General features: G+C 62.7%; 15 protein-coding genes. 5 read left to right on the forward strand and 10 right to left on the reverse strand.

Translation table 11 applies throughout. From position 1 onward, the window contains the following. Position 1: 1 nt before the first annotated feature. Complete coding sequence (locus GTP46_RS00100) at positions 2–1,213, reverse strand: sensor domain-containing diguanylate cyclase (RefSeq protein ID WP_161004618.1); 1,212 nt, start codon at positions 1,211–1,213, stop codon at positions 2–4. 249 nt (positions 1,214–1,462) lie between these two features. Between GTP46_RS00100 and GTP46_RS00105 the strand changes: the two genes are divergently transcribed. Together GTP46_RS00105 and GTP46_RS00110 are read left to right on the forward strand one after the other, a co-directional pair. Next, positions 1,463–1,981, forward strand: a complete 519-nt coding sequence (locus GTP46_RS00105) for a PEP-CTERM sorting domain-containing protein (protein WP_161004619.1) — start codon at positions 1,463–1,465, stop codon at positions 1,979–1,981. A gap of 72 nt (positions 1,982–2,053) precedes the next feature. Then, the gene (locus tag GTP46_RS00110) at positions 2,054–2,263 is read left to right on the forward strand and encodes a hypothetical protein (protein WP_161004620.1); all 210 of its coding nucleotides are present in this window, start codon (positions 2,054–2,056) and stop codon (positions 2,261–2,263) included. A 51-nt stretch (positions 2,264–2,314) separates the two neighbouring features. Here the strand turns inward: GTP46_RS00110 and GTP46_RS00115 are convergent, their stop codons facing one another. Next, on the reverse strand, positions 2,315–2,851 hold the full coding sequence (locus GTP46_RS00115; protein WP_161004621.1) for an FxDxF family PEP-CTERM protein: 537 nt from the start codon (positions 2,849–2,851) through the stop codon (positions 2,315–2,317). 62 nt (positions 2,852–2,913) lie between these two features. Next, a complete protein-coding gene (locus GTP46_RS00120; RefSeq protein ID WP_161004622.1) occupies positions 2,914–4,794 on the reverse strand; it encodes a S53 family peptidase in 1,881 nt (626 codons plus the stop codon). Between the two features lie 414 nt (positions 4,795–5,208). Between GTP46_RS00120 and GTP46_RS00125 the strand changes: the two genes are divergently transcribed. Next, positions 5,209–5,781, forward strand: coding sequence for an outer membrane beta-barrel protein (locus GTP46_RS00125; RefSeq protein WP_161004623.1), 573 nt, complete (start codon positions 5,209–5,211; stop codon positions 5,779–5,781). Positions 5,782–5,794: 13 nt separating this feature from the next. Here GTP46_RS00125 and GTP46_RS00130 read toward each other — a convergent pair whose 3' ends face one another. Genes GTP46_RS00130 through GTP46_RS00155 form a run of 6 tightly spaced genes read right to left on the reverse strand, consistent with a single transcriptional unit; the run spans position 5,795 to position 11,386 of the window. Continuing rightward, on the reverse strand, positions 5,795–6,331 hold the full coding sequence (locus GTP46_RS00130; RefSeq protein WP_202414084.1) for a DUF2058 domain-containing protein: 537 nt from the start codon (positions 6,329–6,331) through the stop codon (positions 5,795–5,797). A gap of 41 nt (positions 6,332–6,372) precedes the next feature. Continuing rightward, the gene (locus tag GTP46_RS00135; protein WP_161004624.1) at positions 6,373–7,797 is read right to left on the reverse strand and encodes an efflux transporter outer membrane subunit; all 1,425 of its coding nucleotides are present in this window, start codon (positions 7,795–7,797) and stop codon (positions 6,373–6,375) included. 13 nt (positions 7,798–7,810) lie between these two features. Then, complete coding sequence (locus tag GTP46_RS00140) at positions 7,811–8,689, reverse strand: efflux RND transporter periplasmic adaptor subunit (RefSeq protein WP_161004625.1); 879 nt, start codon at positions 8,687–8,689, stop codon at positions 7,811–7,813. A gap of 2 nt (positions 8,690–8,691) precedes the next feature. Then, on the reverse strand, positions 8,692–8,898 hold the full coding sequence (locus GTP46_RS00145; protein WP_161004626.1) for a DUF1656 domain-containing protein: 207 nt from the start codon (positions 8,896–8,898) through the stop codon (positions 8,692–8,694). Next, positions 8,895–10,940 carry an FUSC family protein gene (locus GTP46_RS00150; protein WP_161004627.1) on the reverse strand — a complete coding sequence of 682 codons (2,046 nt, stop codon included), beginning with the start codon at positions 10,938–10,940 and terminating at the stop codon, positions 8,895–8,897. Before GTP46_RS00150 ends, GTP46_RS00145 begins: the two co-directional genes overlap by 4 nt. Beyond that, a complete protein-coding gene (locus GTP46_RS00155; protein ID WP_161004628.1) occupies positions 10,937–11,386 on the reverse strand; it encodes a MarR family winged helix-turn-helix transcriptional regulator in 450 nt (149 codons plus the stop codon). Before GTP46_RS00155 ends, GTP46_RS00150 begins: the two co-directional genes overlap by 4 nt. A gap of 115 nt (positions 11,387–11,501) precedes the next feature. On the opposite strand from GTP46_RS00155, the gene GTP46_RS00160 reads away from it, so the two are divergent. After that, the gene (locus GTP46_RS00160; protein ID WP_161004629.1) at positions 11,502–13,430 is read left to right on the forward strand and encodes a S9 family peptidase; all 1,929 of its coding nucleotides are present in this window, start codon (positions 11,502–11,504) and stop codon (positions 13,428–13,430) included. Between the two features lie 176 nt (positions 13,431–13,606). Here the strand turns inward: GTP46_RS00160 and GTP46_RS00165 are convergent, their stop codons facing one another. Beyond that, entirely contained in the window at positions 13,607–15,265 is a 1,659-nt protein-coding gene (locus GTP46_RS00165; protein ID WP_202414085.1) for a M28 family metallopeptidase, read from the reverse strand. A gap of 133 nt (positions 15,266–15,398) precedes the next feature. On the opposite strand from GTP46_RS00165, the gene GTP46_RS00170 reads away from it, so the two are divergent. Then, on the forward strand, positions 15,399–16,319 hold the full coding sequence (locus GTP46_RS00170; RefSeq protein ID WP_161004630.1) for a DUF2167 domain-containing protein: 921 nt from the start codon (positions 15,399–15,401) through the stop codon (positions 16,317–16,319). Position 16,320: the final 1 nt, after the last annotated feature.

The following is a 16,320-nucleotide window of genomic DNA, read 5'->3' on the forward strand; positions in this document are numbered from 1 at the left end:
TTCACACTTCCGTTCGGAGTTCTGCGCCGGACAGGCCCCGCTTGCGCAGCGCCTTGGCCGCATACATGGCTTGATCGGCGTGGCGCATCAAATCATCCATCGCCTCGCCCTGTTGCGGATACATGGCCAGGCCGATGCTGGCCGACACCGGCAACGCCACGCCGCCCAGCGCAAGCGGTGCCGCCAGCGTTTTGCGGATCTTGTCGGCCACTCTTTGCACTTGCGGCAAACTACCCACCTCTTCCAGCAGCACCACAAATTCATCGCCGCCGAGACGGGCTACGGTGTCGGCCTCGCGTACGCAGGACTTGATGCGCTGTGCCACCGTACGCAGCAGCTGGTCGCCCACCGCATGGCCGTGCTGGTCGTTCACGGACTTGAAGTCGTCCAGGTCGATGAACAGCACCGCGCCGCCCACCTGGTCGCGGCGGCTGCGCGCCAGCGCCAGCCGCATGCGGTCCTGGAACAGACGGCGGTTCGGCAAGCCGGTCAACTCGTCATAGCGGGCCGCGTGCGCCAGGTCTGCCTGCAGGGCAAACCGCTCGATCGCGGCCGCCGCCTGGCTGGCGGCAAACTGCAGCAGCTCGTGCTCGACCGCCTGCAATCCTCCGGCCAGCTCCAGCCGCAACTGGCCGAACGCCGCGCCCGGGGTCGACATCGTCACCGCATGCCAATGGTCGGTCTCGGCCCAGCCCGCACCATCCGACAGGTAAGCCAGGCGGCCATCCGGCTCCAGCACCACCGCCAGCCGGCGCAGCGGCAGCAAGTCGCGCAGGGTGAGGTCGAAGGCACTGAACATGCTGGCCGGCGAATCAGCCTGGTGAGCAGCGGTCGACAAGGCCAGCAAGGCTGCCTGCCGCGCCTCGCTGCGCTTGCGTTCGCTGATATCGCGCGCCACGCCGATGCGCAGCTTGTCCTGCACCGACCAGAAGGCGGTCCACTGGAAATGGATGGCGGCGCCATCCTTGCGCAGGTAGCGGTTTTCAAAACCGTAGCCGGGACGGCCGCTGGCGACTTGCGCCATCTCGGTGCGGGTGCGCAGCAAATCGTCGGGGTGAATGAAGTCCTGGATCACACGCCCGATCATCTCGTCCGGCGCATAACCGAGCACGGCGGTGCAGGCCGGATTGACGAACGCGATCTGGCCGTCTTCCCTGACGAGGAAAACGACGTCCAGCAACAGGGCAGCCAGATCCTGCAGGGTTTTCTCCATGACCTAGCATACCGCAAACATTCGTTACCAACGCCCAATATACTCACTTTCAAAAAACAACAGAGCCGGAAAACCTCCTTGGGTTCGCCGTTAAGCGGCCTATACTGTTAAATTATTTGAATTTCTTTTTCATATCAGAAAGACGTTCAGATAAAGCAGGCGGTGCTGCAACGGCCCTGCCCTGCACCCCGGCCAAGGCAAGTGCCGACAAACTTGCCCTGATAAAAACAGCAAAATGAGGGAGGTAAAATGCGCTATCCACGTATCGGGCGAATCGCTGCCATCGTCGCTGCCTTAGCCCTGGCGCCAGCTACCCAAGCTGGCACATTCTCGGGAAGTTTGCCGGAGTTTGACGGCTCCGGCGCCAACGGCGTTGAAACCGTTGGCACCATCATGTTTAGCATCCCATCCGGCGAAATGGCGGTCTCCGCCGTGCTGAGCGGGATGTTCGGCAATAGCACGGTCTCCAGCACTTCCATACACACAGTCTGGGCCGACGGCGTGCTGGTTGCCAGCTGCCCCGACTCCAGCGCCTACTGCTGGACTACTGGCCCCCAAGCCTGGAGCCACACCTTTACCGGTGCGGAATTGTCCATCTTTGCCGACGGTCAGGTTGTCATCACCACCAACCAGACGGATTGCTGTGTTGTACGCGAAGGCGAAATGAGCCTGCGCGGCGTGACCGCGCCGGTGCCGGAACCAGAATCCGGCCTGATGCTGCTGGCCGGGCTAGGCCTGCTGAGCCTGCTCAAGCGCCGCCGTACCTGAACACCGTTGTTGTCGCCACTGACGCGCCACCTTTGGGTGGCGTTTTTCATGGGGGCGGAGTAGAGTCTGGAAATGGCTATATTGCGTCGCTCACCACTCCTCATCCTGCTGTGCCTGGGCGCATGTGCGCCAGCGCAACGGGACGGTGTGCCGCCAGCAACGGCCAGCGCCAGCGCCTGTGTGGCCACGCCATCCACGCCGCCGGCCGCCACTAGCAAGCTGCGCCACATCCCCGACGAAAACGCCGCCTGCCCGACTTCCCAAGGCTTGGCGCCGCGCTGACATAAAAAAAGCCGCGAACACTGTCGCGGCTTTTTGTCCTGCGCGGAATGCTCAGGCGCGGCGACGCTGCGCCACCACCGCCACCAGCGCCAGACCGGCCAGCAGCAGCAGCACGGTCGCCGGCTCCGGCACTGCCACCACCGGCGTGCCCAGCACTTGACCGCCGTAGCTGGCGCCGTCCACCAAGTAGGTGCCGACTACATACAGGCCGTAGGTACCACTATCCAGCAGCCAGGCACCGCCGCTCAGCGTGCTCTTCTGAGTGCCGTCGACGTTCTGCAGTTCAGTGAAATCACTATAGCTAAAGAGAATGAGGGCGCCGCCCAGGAAGCTGACGTCGGACGAACTGGTCTTGAACAAGTCGGTCAGCGACACCGAAATATTCTGCGCATCCGGCACGTTAAAGTAGAAGACATCTTTAAATTCAGCGCCGGCGGCATGCGTACCGGTACTGGAATCATCGAAGGTCCAGGTGTTGCTGAACACGCCGGGGGCGCCGGGATCCTTGGGCACGTAGATATCCGCGTGGGCGGCAACGCCGCACATGGCCAGGGCAACCGTCACGATCAATTGTCGAAAGAATTTCATTTGCGTTCCATATCAAAGAGTTCATGGAGGGCAGGCGCACGCGGCCCCTGCCCGGTCATTGCTTACTTGACGCCCAGTGCCTTGGCCAGCGCATTCACATCCAGCGAACCGAGGCCGGTGGCCGGGTTGTAGGTCGCGGTCGACTGGTAGTACTGATTGGTACCGGCCGTGATCGCCTTGAACGGCGAGCCGGCGCCATAGCCGTAAGTTTTAAAGGCGGCGTACAGCTGCGGGTTGATCGGGCCGACGCGGCCGTTCAGGCCGGAGCTGATCAGCGTCAGGATGCCGTTCAGTTGCGGCGCCACAAAACTGGTGCCGCCCGAACCGCTCGACCACGCGCCGCCAAAGTAGACCGCGTAGCCGCTGTAGGGGTCGGCGTTCAGGGACACGTCCGGCACGTTGCGGCCGGCGATATTGGCCGGGAGGTCGAGATAGTCGCCATAACCACTACCTTTGCCGAACACGGCGTTCTCGCAAATCAGCGACTGCGCGGCAGCGGTCTTCTGCACGCCGGTCACGCCTTTCTGGAACGACGGCACGTTGTACAACGAGCTGACGCCACCGCCACCGCCCGAGGCAAGGTACGAGGAGTAGTACAGGTCGGTGCCGTAGTGGGTGACGATGTAATCCTTCAGGTAGTCCCAGCCCCAGGCGCGCTCGGTTGGCACCGTCACCGGACCATACTTGTGCGGCGCGGTGTTCGGCAGCGTAGTGCCGCCAGCCGCCAGCACCAGCGGGTCGGCGGCCGGGAAGTCGACACCCAGCAGCGTGGAGCAATGCGGGTAAGGCAGCGAGCGGTTGATATCGAAGGCGCCAGCGTCACCGGAAGCGGCAATCACCGGGATGCCCTGTACCGCAGCCTGCTGGAACACAGCGTGGAACGCCGCCAGCGTGGCGTCGTCAAAATACACTTCCGGATTGCCCCAGCTAACCGACAGCACATCAACCAGGTTCTCATCGACGGCTTGCGCAAACACGTCGATAAAACCAGCGTCGGTATTCGGCGCCAGGTACACGCGCAGATTGGCGCCAGGTGCGACACCGCCCGATTGCTGCACGTCCAGCGTGGTTTCGCCGGCGCCGTCAGAGCCAGGGCCATCAGCGGCTAGCGGCCCGCCGTCTACCAGCACATCGATGATGCGGGTCGGGCTGACCGGCAGCGCCAGTTGCGCCCAGTAGTTGTAAGCGTCCGACTGCGAATAGCCGGCCAGGGTGGCAATGCCGATGGTCTTGCCAGCGCCGGTGATGCCGCGCGCGTACAGCGGGTTGATGTTGTATTTGGCCGCCAGGTCGGCAGTGGTGTACTGGCCCGGCACGCCGCCGATAGAGCCGGTAACCTTGGTGCCGACATCGTTGGCCAGCACGCCAGTGCGCGGGATGGCCGTCGAGCGGCGCTCAAACACCGACTTGGTGCTGATGCCGTTGACCGATTTCACCACCGACGCCAGCGCTGCTGGTATCGCCAGCGCGGTAGCCGGTCCCTGGTAGCGCTGGCCCAGCAGCGAGTAATTGTGCACGCTGGCGCCGAAGGCGGCGCTGATCTGCGCATTGGTGCCGGTGGCGTTGATCTGCAGGTTATTGGCGAACACCTTGTTGACGGTGAAGCCCTTGGACGTCAGGTAGCTGACCACGGCGGCCACCGATTCCGGCGTCTGGCCGTAGGTGGCAGCGAACTGCTGCGGCGTGATGAATTTGCGGAAGTTGGGACTGGCCGGATCGGCCAGGCTGGCAATGAACGCATCCAGCTGGTCGCCATTGCGCACTGCCAGCGACAGCGAGATGGTCTTCACGTCGCTCGACGCCGCCACGCCCAGGTCGACAATGCGCGTATCGGCGGCAACGCGCGGTTTGGTCAGCGGGGTGCTGCCCGGCAGGGTGATGGCCTGCGCACTACCCGTCACTGCCGCCACCGCGGCACACAATATCAAAAGCTTGGTCTTCATTTGATCCCTTTTCTGGCTGGCGAGGGTGAAAAAATATTAACGAATATGGCTGTTTTTGAAACTTCACTCTAGCACCAGATTGTTAAAATTTATACGTATTTCCTTGCACATCGATAGACAGAAAACCATAGGAATTACCGTGTGTTTACGGATTTTTCTTGAAAGGAATTCATGCTGCGCTGGGTGCACAGAGCGAAAAGGCGGGATCGGGACGGGGTGGGAGCGCATCCAGAATTGTTAAATGACGCGCTAGAAGGATGTGATACAGCTGAAACAAATCAGATACAAATGTTGTATTTTTACCATTCGACACCACCACTGGATGGCAGTGTTTTTTTGAGTTTATTAAAAATTAATTGATTATGAGCAACAACATTGTTACACTCTCGGCTCTCTTAACTTTCTAGTAACAGCATGAAAAAGATTGCATTCGCAGTAGCAGCATTGTTGGCCACCGTAGGCGCGGCCCAGGCACAGACCCAATCGCCAGTACGCTTCCTGGCTGGCCTCGGTATCAGCGGCGGCGGCGACAACCTAGCGACCGCCAAATACACCAACGGCAGCTCGCAGAAAATCAAGGCAGGCGGCGGCGTGTACTTCACCACCGGCGCCGACTACCGCTTGAGCGAAGAATTCTCGGTGCAGGGCACGGTCAACTTCCACGTGGACGACACCAACGCCAACAACGGCAGCATCAAGTTCCAGCGCTTCCCGGTTGAACTGCTGGGCTACTATCACGTCGACAACAACTGGCGCGTCGGCGCCGGCGTGCGCTACACCGCCAGCCCTAAACTGACCAGCAGCGGCGCCGCCTCCGGCCTGGACGTCAAGTTCGACAACGCCGTCAGCGGCGTGCTGGAAGCGGAATACTTCTGGACGCCGAAATTCGGCATGAAGATGCGCTACGTGAATGAAACCTTCAAGAAGTCCGGCTACCCGGACGTGAAGGCCAACCACGTCGGCATCTCCGCCAACTACTACTTCTAATTTGGCGCGCTGATTACCACATCAGGTCATCAGGAATCTTGAAGTCGGCGTAAGGATCGTCTTCGTCGACTTCCGTCGTGACCTGCTTGACGCGCACCACGATACCGGCGTTGCGCTCGGCGATTTTGTCAGCGATCACACGCGGCACCAGCTCGTAGCCGCCGCCCTCGCCCACGATCACCAGACGGCCTGCCACAAGGTGCTCGCGCACGGTGGCCGTCACGTAAATACGTTCGATCTTGGTGCCGAAGGTGAAGTTGTAGGCGATGTCGCCGTTATTCCCCTTGCTCTGTTTATTCTGCTGCACCATCTGCGTGATCTGCGCAGCGATGGCTTTCTGCTGCGCGGCGGCGTCACGCTCGGCGTTGGCCAGGCGCGCCTTCTCGGCGTTCAGGCGCTGTAGCTCCTGCGCGGCCAGCTTGGTTTCATCCACTGCTTCCACGCCGGCGCGGCGGTCGTCCTTCTGCTGCTTGCTCTTGCTCTGATGGGCGACTTTCACTTTGTTCTTGTCGACCAAACCGGCTTTTAATAACTGGTCTGCCAGTCCCATGATGCTCACTCCTTATTAACGAAGGCGATAGCATACCACTCTTACTTCTGCTCCCAGCCGCCGCCCAGCGCCAGGAACAGCGCGATCTGGTCGGACGCCAGCGCCGCGTCGGAGGCCGCCCATGCGGCATCGGTGGCAGCCAGCGTGCGGTCGGCATCCAGCACCGACAGGAAATCGGTGCGGCCATACTGGTACAGGCGGTGCGACTGCTCGGACGCCAGCGCGCTTTCGTCGCGCGCCGTTTTCAGCGCGGCGTTGCGATCCAGTTCACGTGCATAGACGGTCATCGCGCTTTCCACTTCCGTCAAGGCGGTCAACACCACGCCGTCGAAACGCGCCAGTGCGCCGTCGGTACCGGCTTCCGCTTGCGCGATGCGACTGCGGGCGGCGCCGGTGTCGGGCAGCGTCCACGAGATCAGCGGACCGAGGCTCCAGCGGAAGGCGTTGCCCGCGCCGAAGTGGTCGAGTAAGCCGGTGCTGCCGACCGATGCACCGAAGCTGATGCTCGGGTACAGGTCCGCTGTCGCCACGCCGATGCGCGCGGTGGCGCCGGCCAGGGTGCGTTCAGCCTGGCGGATGTCGGGACGGCGGCGCAGCAGCGCGGCGCCATCACCAACCGGAATCTGCTTCGTGACACGCGGTGCGGCGCGGCACTGCAGCAGATTCATATTCATCTGCTGCGGCGTCTGGCCGGTCAGTGCGGCGAGGCGATAGTGCGCCACGCGATGCTGTGCTTCCAGCGTCGGCAAGGCAGCCTGCAACTGCGCCAGCTGGCTGCGGGCACGCGCGCCGTCGATGGCGGTGCCACGGCCAGCGCGGGTGCGTTCGTCGGTCAGCGCCACAAACTTCTGCTGCAGGTCCACCGCTTGCTGGGCGACGGCGATCTGGCGCACTGCGGCGCAAGCGTCGGCGTAGGCGCGCGCCGTGTCGGCGGCCACCGTCACGCGCACCACGTCCACGCCGGCTTGCGCGGCCTGCGTGTCGGCGTTGGCCGCTTCCACCGCGCGCGCGATCTTGCCGAACACGTCGGTCTGGTAGGAGACGCGCACACCCGCGTCATAGTTGAATTTATCCGGCAGCGCCTTCGGCGATCCAATCGGCACGCCCGACGAACGGCCCACGCCCGGCGCGGCGCTGACGCTGACTTCCGGCTTGCGCTCTTCTTCCACCTGATCCAGCACGGCGCGGGTGCGCGCCAGGTTGGCGGAAGCCACGCGCAGGTCGGTGTTGGCGGCCAGCGCCTGCTCGATCAGTTTATCGAGTACCGGATCATCATACAAACGCCACCAGTGCGCAGGCAGCGGTTCCGATTTGTAGACTGATTCCTGCGCACCGAGGAAAGGCGCGGCAGCTTCCGGGCGCTTGGCCACGGCCTGCTCCGGCACGTTGTAATTGGGACCGACCGTGCTGCATGCTGCCAGTGAGGCCAGCAGCGACAGCGCAGCGATTTTCTTCATCGAGTTCATGGCATCCTCCGCATCACGAGTGCTTGGTTTGCACGTCCACCGTCACGGTCTGTCCGGCCACCAAACGCGCACCGGCAGGCAGCGCATCGAGCTTGATGCGCACCGGGATGCGCTGGGCCAGGCGCACCCAGTTGAAGGTCGGGTTCACGCTGGACAGCAGGTTGGCCGAGGTGCTGCGGTCGCGGTCCGCCACGCCGCCGGACAGGCTTTCCACATGACCTTTGAGACGCAGCGATGCGCCCATCGGCAGCACCGCCACTTCATCACCCACCTGGATCGCCGGCAGCTTGGTTTCCTCGAAATAGCCCTCCACGTAATAGGAGTCGCTGTCGATCAGCGCCATCACGGCACGGCCCGCGCTGACGTAGGAACCGGTGCGCAGGTCGAGATTCGAAATCGTGCCGTTCACCGGCGAGACAATGCGCGTACGCTCCAGATTCAGCTTGGCGACATCACGCGCCACCACCGCTTGCGCCAGCGCCGCACGCAACTGGTCGACGCGCGATGAGCCCTGCTCGCGCGTCTCGGCCGACACCAGGTCGCGCAGATCGTTATTGCGGCGCGATTCCTTCAGCGCCTGTTCCAGCGTGGCGCGCTGCGCCTGTTCCGCTGCCTCGGCCTGCCGCAACGCCAGCTCAAAGCGCGCGCGGTCTACTTCAAACAGCACTTGCCCCGCCTTGACCTGCTGGTTATCGTGCACCAGCACGGCGGTGACCTGGCCGGTGACGTCCGGCGCCACTTGCACCACGTCTGCCTTCACGCGGCCGTCACGGGTCCATGGTTCCACTTCGTAGTGCTGCCACAAGCGCCACGCCAGCGAGGCGGCGACAGCCACCGCAATCATCGTGACAATAAACCGGCCCAATGCCAGCAAGGGATTTTTGAGGTTCATGATTAGCCCCGATTGGTTAACAATGTTGAGAAGCTGCCCAGCAAAATGAAGAACAGCGCAAATTCAAACAGCGCGGGATGCCATACCAGGCGGTAGAAGCCGACGCGCATCAGCAGCCGTCCCAGCACGCGCGTGCACACCAGCGCGAGAATGGACAGCAGCAGCAAGGTGGGTACGTATAGTCCGTACAGACTCAGTTCAGCAGTCACGATGCAATCTCCGGTTGATAGGCGGCCGCGCGCGGGAACAGGTCGCGCCGCATGCTGGCCAGTGCGGCGGCGGCTTGCTGGCGCGCCGCGCCGGCATCGGCTGCAGTGCCGGCAGCTGCGCACACCGCGCGCAGCGTGCTATCCAGCTTTTCCAGCAAGACGGCAGGCGCCTTGCCGTGGCCATGCTCCGAACCGCCGAAATACACACCCAGTTTCTGCAGCAGCGGACGCAAACTCACACCGCCCTGCTCCAGCAGCGGCTGCAGGCCGCACAGTTGCGCGGTATGCAGACCGACGCGCAGCTCGCGCAAACCATCCACCGCCACCGCTCGCTCTTCCGGTGTCGGATGGGACACGGCAAGGCGCGGCATCAGCAAGCCGATACGGTCCACCATGCGCGCCGAAATATTCAGCAGCGGTTCAGACGGCGACGCTTGCGTCATCTGGGCCACTTCACGGCGGGCCGTGCGCAGCATGCGTCGCGCCATCCAGTCGCCGCCCACGGTGCGAATCAAACTGGTGATGACCGCAGCGGCGATAAAGCCGAACAGCTGCGCCACCATGCTATTTAAAAAACTCGGGATATCCAGCGTGTCAGTGTCCTGCAGCGACAAAGTGCCGGCCACGCCGATCAAAAATGCCAGCGAACTGCCCGCCGTGGCGGGACGCGGCATGAATACGCCGCCGACCAGAAACACCGGCGCAATCACCAGCACCAGCATTTCGTAGCTATGCACCGCCGGCAGCACGAACAGGATGTAGAACGCCGCCACCGGCATCGAGATCACTGTCCATTTGAGGAACATGCGGATGGCCGGCACCGGGTCATCCTGCGTGGCGAAGAAGCAGCACAGCACACCGGCCATCATCGGCGCCGCAGCACCGGACGGCCACGCGGTAAAAATCCAGAACGCGCAGCACAGCAGGATGGTCACCACCGCCGCCAGCGCCGAACGCAGGGCCATGCCGTGGTCGCGGTGCAGCACCGCAGGCGTCAGGTGCGGCGTGTAACGCGCAACGCCGCCCTGCATCACGGTGCTGACGTTGCTGCGCAATTCGAGACCGTCTTCGCACGCTTCGATCAGCGCGTCGAGACGCTGCGCCAGGTTCAAACGCAGGATCGCGCTCCAGCCGGCATTGGACGGCAGTTCAGGCGTCAGTTGCGCCAACGCCGCGCGCAGCCCGGCGGCGCGGGCAGGATCGGCATCACGGCCAGCTTGCACCCAGGCGGCGATATCGTCCAGCAGCGCGGTCCACGGGGTCAGGCTATCCGGGTCCGTTTCGCGCAGCGCATTGAGACGGTCTTCCACTGCCAGCAGCAGCGGCACCATCATGGCAAGGCGGTCGTGCAGGCCGTGCACCATGCCGGCGGTCCAGCGCAGCTGCGAGGTATCGAACGGCAGGTGGGTCGACATCACGCGCAGTTCGCTGATCTCGCCGGCCAGCGCCAGACGTGTGTGCAGCGCTTGCGTCTTGCCGGCGCCCGGTTTGAGCGTGTCGGCCATCCAGCGCTGCGCATCGGCCAGCGCGCGGTCCAGGCGGCCCAGCAGCGCCGGGCCCACGCCCTGCGGGAACACCAGCGAGTGCACCACGGTGGCGGACAAAATACCGATGGTGATTTCTTCCACGCGCGCCAGGCCGGTGTCGAAAATGGCGGCGGGATCGGTCACCGCCGGAAAGCCGATCAAGCCCGCCGTGTACCCGGCCAGCATGAAGATGTAGGAGCGCGGCGTGCGGTCCAGCAGCGAGATATACAGGCACAGACCTACCCAGCACGCCAGCGCCAGCGACAGCAGCTCCGGTGCATTCGCTAACCGCGGCACCATGAAAATGGTGGCGGTGCTACCGATCAGCGTACCGCACACGCGAAACAGCGCCTTGGAGCGCACCGCGCCTGAAAACGGGCTGGCCACAATATACGCCGTCATCATGGCCCAGAAAGGACGCGGCAGGCCTGCTGCCAGCGACACGTACAGCGCCAGCATGGAGGCCATAAAGCATTTGAGCGAGAACAGCATCTCGCTCATCTTGGGGGCGTTCATGACGCGTCGTGCCCGGCCAGCACCTGGTCGAGCTTCATCAGCACGCGCACGGTGGCTTCCACGTCCGCCTGCGACATGTCTTTAAACAGCTCGCGGCGGAACGGCACCAGCGCTTTCTCCAGCCGCTCGGCGATGCGCTTGCCCTCGGCCGTCAGCGACAGGACCTTGGCGCGGCGGTCGCTCGGATCATCCTTGCGCAGCACCAGCCCTGCATTCACCAGTTGGTCGACGATGCGCACCAGCGAGGGCGGCTCGATGCCGACGGCGTCCGCCAGCTGGCCCGGACGAGTGCTGTCGCCCAGCCGCGCGATCATCACAATCGGCCACGCACTGGCGTGCGACAGCTCGAAATCCGCCGCCAGCGCGTCGGCTGCGCTCTTGTAGGTGCGCGCCACGTGGATCAGCGTGTGGGTCAGGGACATCAAGGTTTTGTCGTAGCTGCTCATCTCTGGATTCGCTTAAATATACTTAGGATGCTAAATATTAGCATCAAACGAAAAACTTTGCTGGGCAGCCCGCCGGTTTTACGTTATCGTTAGTTTTTTAGTATGCTTAATTTTTATGAAACCAGTTTTCGCTTTCCTCGTTTGCGCCATCGCTACAAATGCTTCGGCAGTCCCGGTTGAACAATTTTTCGGCAAGCCGTCCGTCACCGGCGCCAGCCTCTCGCCTGATGGCCGCAACGTTGTGTTACGCAGGTTGTCGCCGGCAGGACGCAGCATGCTGAATGTGGTTGACGTGGAAACGCACGCACAAAAAGTGGTCGCCAGCTTCGGCAACGCCGACATCAACATGTTCTACTGGCAGAGCGACAAGCAACTGGTCTACTCCGTGATCAACGTTGATCACGGCGGCAGCATGGGCGATCCCGGCTTGTATGCCGTGGACCGCGACGGCACTGGGTTCACGCCGCTGGCGCCCACCGTCGTGCGGCAGCGCTCTTTTGCCGACAGCGATTACGCCGACCGCAGCTACCTCGCCGCCTCCACCATCAACGGCTTCCCTTACCGGAAGTCCGAAGCCATGTTCGCCATCGAGCGGACCGACGACACGGAAGCGCTGGTGCGTGTCAACACGCGCGGCAGAGGCAGGGCCTCAGTCAACGCGCCAGCGGGCACCTACCGCTGGCTGTCGGATCCGAATGGCGACATCCGCATCACCGTCGCGCGCCGTGCGGGCAAGGAGATCGTGTTCTACAAAGTGGATGGCGGCTGGCGCCAACTGGCGTCATTCGATCCGTCGTCGGCAGAGGGCTTCCAGCCGCTGTTATACGTCGACGGCCGCTTGTACGTGCGCGCCCACAACGGCAACAACGAATCCTCTATCTACCGCTACGACCTGGTGAAGAATGCGATTGAAGAGACGCCGCTGATCACTGTGCCGGGCTTCGACGCCGACGGCTACTTCATCGTCGATGACCGCAAGGTGCTGGGCTTCCGGGTCAACACCGATTCAGAGAACACCGTATGGTTCGACGCCACGATGAAAGCCATGCAGCTAGAAATCGACACGCTGATGCCAGGTACCGTCAACACCCTCTCCTACGGCTCGCACAGCGAAACGCCGTATGTGCTGATCGACGCCCACAGCGACACGATGGATCACGATTACCTGCTGTACAACCGTGACAACAAGAAGCTGCTGCGCCTCGGTTCCTCCCACCCGGACATCGATCCGAAGCAGATGGCGCCCATGACCATGCAGCGCTATCCGGCGCGCGACGGCTTGCAGGTGCCGGTCTACATCACCAAGCCGGCCGGCGCTGGAAAACAACTGCCCACCGTGGTGCTAGTGAGCGACCCGCAATGGAAACGCAGCGACAGCTGGGAATGGGACGCCGAAGTACAGTTCCTCGCCTCGCGCGGCTACGTGGTGCTGCAACCGCAGCCGCGCGGCACGCCGGGCTTCGGCCGTGGGCACGAAGCGGCTGGTGCAAAACAATGGGGACTGGCGATCCAGGACGATATCGCCGATGCGGTGAAGTGGTCGGTGGCGCAAGGCTACACCGATCCGGCGCGCGTGTGCATCGCCGGCGCGGGCTACGGCGGCTACGCCGCCATGATGGGATTGATACGCGATCCGGCGCTGTTCAAGTGTGGCGTCAGCTGGTCCGGCATCACTGACATCGGCGCCATGTTCAGCCACAATTGGAACGACCTGGCGGAGCCGAAAGCCATGGCGCAGCTGCGCGACATCGTCGGCGATCCCAAACTGGACGCGGCCCAGTTCAAAGCCACTTCGCCGCTGCACAACGCCGCGCGCATCAAACAGCCGGTGCTACTCGCCTACGGCAAGGACGATAGCCGCGTGCCGTTCAGCGACGGCCGAAAATTCTACGAGGCGCTATCGGCCACCAATTCCAACGTGGAGTGGCGCGAGTACACGCCGAGCGTGGAAGACTGGAAAACGCAGGGCAACCGCATCGACCTGTGGCGCCGCATCGAGGCCTTCCTCGCCAAAAACATCGGTGCAACTACCCCTGGTTCTTGAAGAACTTCTCTGGCGAGATGCAAATGGCGGCGCCGGATCGTAGTCGGCACGGCGCTGCGGTCCAGCGATAACGACAAGCCCCTGAACAGGCGGCGCTCTCCGCGAACGCAGCACAGGTCGAAGGCTTGCAGCATCACTGCTTACTTGCCTGCTTACTTGCCTGCTTACCTGCCTGCTTACTTGCGCTTGGCGGCGCTGGCGTCACGCGCGGCGCGGAACTCGGCGTCCTTGGACCAGTTAGGCCAGTCCTTGGATTCCGCCAGATCGCGGCCCAGCGAGTACAGCATGCCCAGATCGTGCTGCATGCCGGTGAAGCTCCAGTCAGCACTCCACTCGTCCGACGGCTGGTGGTAGTTGTTGGTGGTGTAGGCTTCTTCTGCCTTGCGGCCAGCGTCCAGGCCACCGTCGACCAGGTCGTTACCCGAGCCATACGAGATGGCCGGTACGCCGCGCTTGGCGAACGGGAAGTGGTCCGAACGGAAGAAGTGGCCCGCTTCCGGCAATGGATCCGGCGTGTAGGCCAGGTTGTACTGCTTGGCCTTGGCGATCAGCTGGTCCAGCAGATCCAGCTTGGCGCTGCCCGAGATGGTGAAGTTGCGGGTCGGGCCGGTCGGGCTTAGGGCGTCCATATTGATCACGCCGACGGTGGTGGCCAGCGGGTACACCGGATTGGCCGAGTAGTACTCGGAGCCCAGCAAGCCTTTCTCTTCCGCCGTCACCGCCAGGAACACCACGCTGCGTGCTGGTGCCGGCGCTTTGCCGTAAGCGCGCGCCAATTCCAGCAGCGCGGCGATGCCGGTGCCGTTGTCGATTGCGCCGTTGTAGATCTTGTCGCCCTTGGCATCCGGCAGGCCGATGCCCAGGTGGTCCCAGTGGCCGCTGTAGATCACGGTTTCATTCGGCTTCTTGGCGCCGACCATGCGCGCTACCACGTTCTTCGAGGTGATGACTTGCGCATCCACAGCGTAGTTGGCCGACAGCGTCACGCCTTTCAATTCTGCCGGTTTGAAGTCGCGCGTTTGCGCCTGCTTCTTCAACGCTTCGAAATCGAGGCCGCCGCGTTTGAACAGGTCCACTGCCAGGTCGCGCTGGATCCAGGCTTCCATCGGTGCGTGCGCTTCGCTCGGCTTCTTGCGCACGATGTCGTACATGACGTTGGTGTTGGAGTTCTTCACCGTGTTCCAGCCATACGATGCCGGTGCGGTTTCGTGCACGATGATGGTGCCCAGCGCGCCGCGGCGCGCCATCTCTTCATACTTGTAAGTCCAGCGGCCGTAGTAGGTCATGGCCTTGCCGCCGAAATCGCCCTCGCCGGTTTCGAAGTCTGGATCGTTGATCAGCACCACGGCCAGCTTGCCCTTCAGGTCCTGGCCCTTGAAATCATCCCACTTGCGCTCAGGCGCGGTCACGCCGTAGCCGACGAATACCAGCGGCGCGTTCTTGAAGTCGACCAGCTTGGCGCCGTTCATCGCTGCGCGCACGGCCAGGTCGTCGCCCTGCTTGAGTTCCTGCACGGTCTTGCCGTCACTGACGGTCAGCTTGACCGGGCCCTTGATTTCAAAACGGCCGAGCGGCACGTCTTGCGTCCATGCGCGTTTGCCTTTGACCAGGTCACCGCCCGGCTGCAGACCGGCGGCCTTGAACTGTTCGATCAGATAGGCGACGGTTTTCACTTCGCCGGCGGTGTTCGGGCCGCGGCCTTCGAATTCGTCCGACGACAGTACCTTCACATCCTGCGACAGACGTTTTGCGTCGATCTCAGGACCGTTCGCCGCGTGGGCGGCAGTGGCTGCAAACGCCGCGATCAGCGACATTACGAGCATGGTTTTTTTCAAGCTAGCCTCCTTGGTTTACACAAATCGTGACCGGTCATACTGCCACGAATCAAGCACAACGACAATGTCATAAGTAATTACCAACATTGCAATTATTTCCTGTAGGATATAGGTTTTTTTGCAAGGAGTACTTATGCGCCGTTTGATCACAGCCCTGCTGTGCCTAAGCCTGGCCGCCATTCTGCCTGCGGTTGCTGCCGCCGCTGACGGTGCGCCGAAGATCAGCGCGCAGCAGTTGCTGTCCACGCTGACTTTCCGCGACGGCAAAATCACGCTACCCGGCAATATCGCTACGCTGGATCTGCCAGCCAGCTTCCGCTACCTGGACCAGGCCGATGCCGCCAAGCTGCTGACCGACGGCTGGGGCAATCCACCCGGCGTGCAAACGCTGGGCATGATCGTGCCGGCCGACGTCAATCCGCTGAGCGCCGCCGGCTGGGGCGTGGTGGTCACCTACGACAAGGACGGCCACGTCAAGGACGACGACGCCGACAAAATCAACTATGCCGACCTGCTGAAGGACATTCAGGAAAGCATGGTCGAGAATAACAAGGCCCGCAAGGAGCAAGGCTACGCGGCGATGACGCTGGTCGGCTGGGCCGAGCAGCCAAGCTATGACAAGGCGCAGCACAAACTGTACTGGGCCAAGGAATTGCATACCGAGGGCGACCAGGAAAACGGCTTGAACTACAACATCCGCGTGCTGGGCCGCGAGGGCGTGCTGGTGTTGAATGCGGTCGCGGGCATGGCGCAGATTGCGCAAGTCAAAACCGAAATGAAAAAAGTCACCGGCTTCACCGAGTTCACATCGGGCAACCGCTACGCCGACTTCAACGCCGGCACCGACAAGGTGGCGGAATACGGCATCGCGGCACTGGTGGCGGGCGGCGTTGCGGCCAAGCTCGGCTTCTTCGGCAAGCTGTTTGCCTTGCTGCTGGCCTTTAAGAAAATCATCCTGATCGGCGTCGCGGCCGTCGGCAGCTGGATCTACAAACTGCTGGGCCGCAAGCGTGAAGAGCGCCCTGCGGCGGTCGACCTGAGCAAGCCGGAGTAAG

Source organism: Duganella flavida (assembly GCF_009857445.1).
GTDB lineage: Bacteria > Pseudomonadota > Gammaproteobacteria > Burkholderiales > Burkholderiaceae_D > Rugamonas > Rugamonas flavida.

What these genes read in the sequence shown, in the direction of transcription:
- GTP46_RS00130 (WP_202414084.1), bottom strand. Translation starts at nt 6,331, where the DNA reads ATGGGACTGGCAGACCAGTTATTAAAAGCCGGTTTGGTCGACAAGAAC.
- GTP46_RS00140 (WP_161004625.1), bottom strand. Translation starts at nt 8,689, where the DNA reads ATGAACCTCAAAAATCCCTTGCTGGCATTGGGCCGGTTTATTGTCACG.
- GTP46_RS00120 (WP_161004622.1), bottom strand. Translation starts at nt 4,794, where the DNA reads ATGAAGACCAAGCTTTTGATATTGTGTGCCGCGGTGGCGGCAGTGACG.
- GTP46_RS00160 (WP_161004629.1), top strand. Translation starts at nt 11,502, where the DNA reads ATGAAACCAGTTTTCGCTTTCCTCGTTTGCGCCATCGCTACAAATGCT.
- GTP46_RS00170 (WP_161004630.1), top strand. Translation starts at nt 15,399, where the DNA reads ATGCGCCGTTTGATCACAGCCCTGCTGTGCCTAAGCCTGGCCGCCATT.
- GTP46_RS00110 (WP_161004620.1), top strand. Translation starts at nt 2,054, where the DNA reads ATGGCTATATTGCGTCGCTCACCACTCCTCATCCTGCTGTGCCTGGGC.
- GTP46_RS00105 (WP_161004619.1), top strand. Translation starts at nt 1,463, where the DNA reads ATGCGCTATCCACGTATCGGGCGAATCGCTGCCATCGTCGCTGCCTTA.
- GTP46_RS00150 (WP_161004627.1), bottom strand. Translation starts at nt 10,940, where the DNA reads ATGAACGCCCCCAAGATGAGCGAGATGCTGTTCTCGCTCAAATGCTTT.
- GTP46_RS00135 (WP_161004624.1), bottom strand. Translation starts at nt 7,797, where the DNA reads ATGAACTCGATGAAGAAAATCGCTGCGCTGTCGCTGCTGGCCTCACTG.
- GTP46_RS00100 (WP_161004618.1), bottom strand. Translation starts at nt 1,213, where the DNA reads ATGGAGAAAACCCTGCAGGATCTGGCTGCCCTGTTGCTGGACGTCGTT.
- GTP46_RS00125 (WP_161004623.1), top strand. Translation starts at nt 5,209, where the DNA reads ATGAAAAAGATTGCATTCGCAGTAGCAGCATTGTTGGCCACCGTAGGC.
- GTP46_RS00155 (WP_161004628.1), bottom strand. Translation starts at nt 11,386, where the DNA reads ATGAGCAGCTACGACAAAACCTTGATGTCCCTGACCCACACGCTGATC.
- GTP46_RS00115 (WP_161004621.1), bottom strand. Translation starts at nt 2,851, where the DNA reads ATGAAATTCTTTCGACAATTGATCGTGACGGTTGCCCTGGCCATGTGC.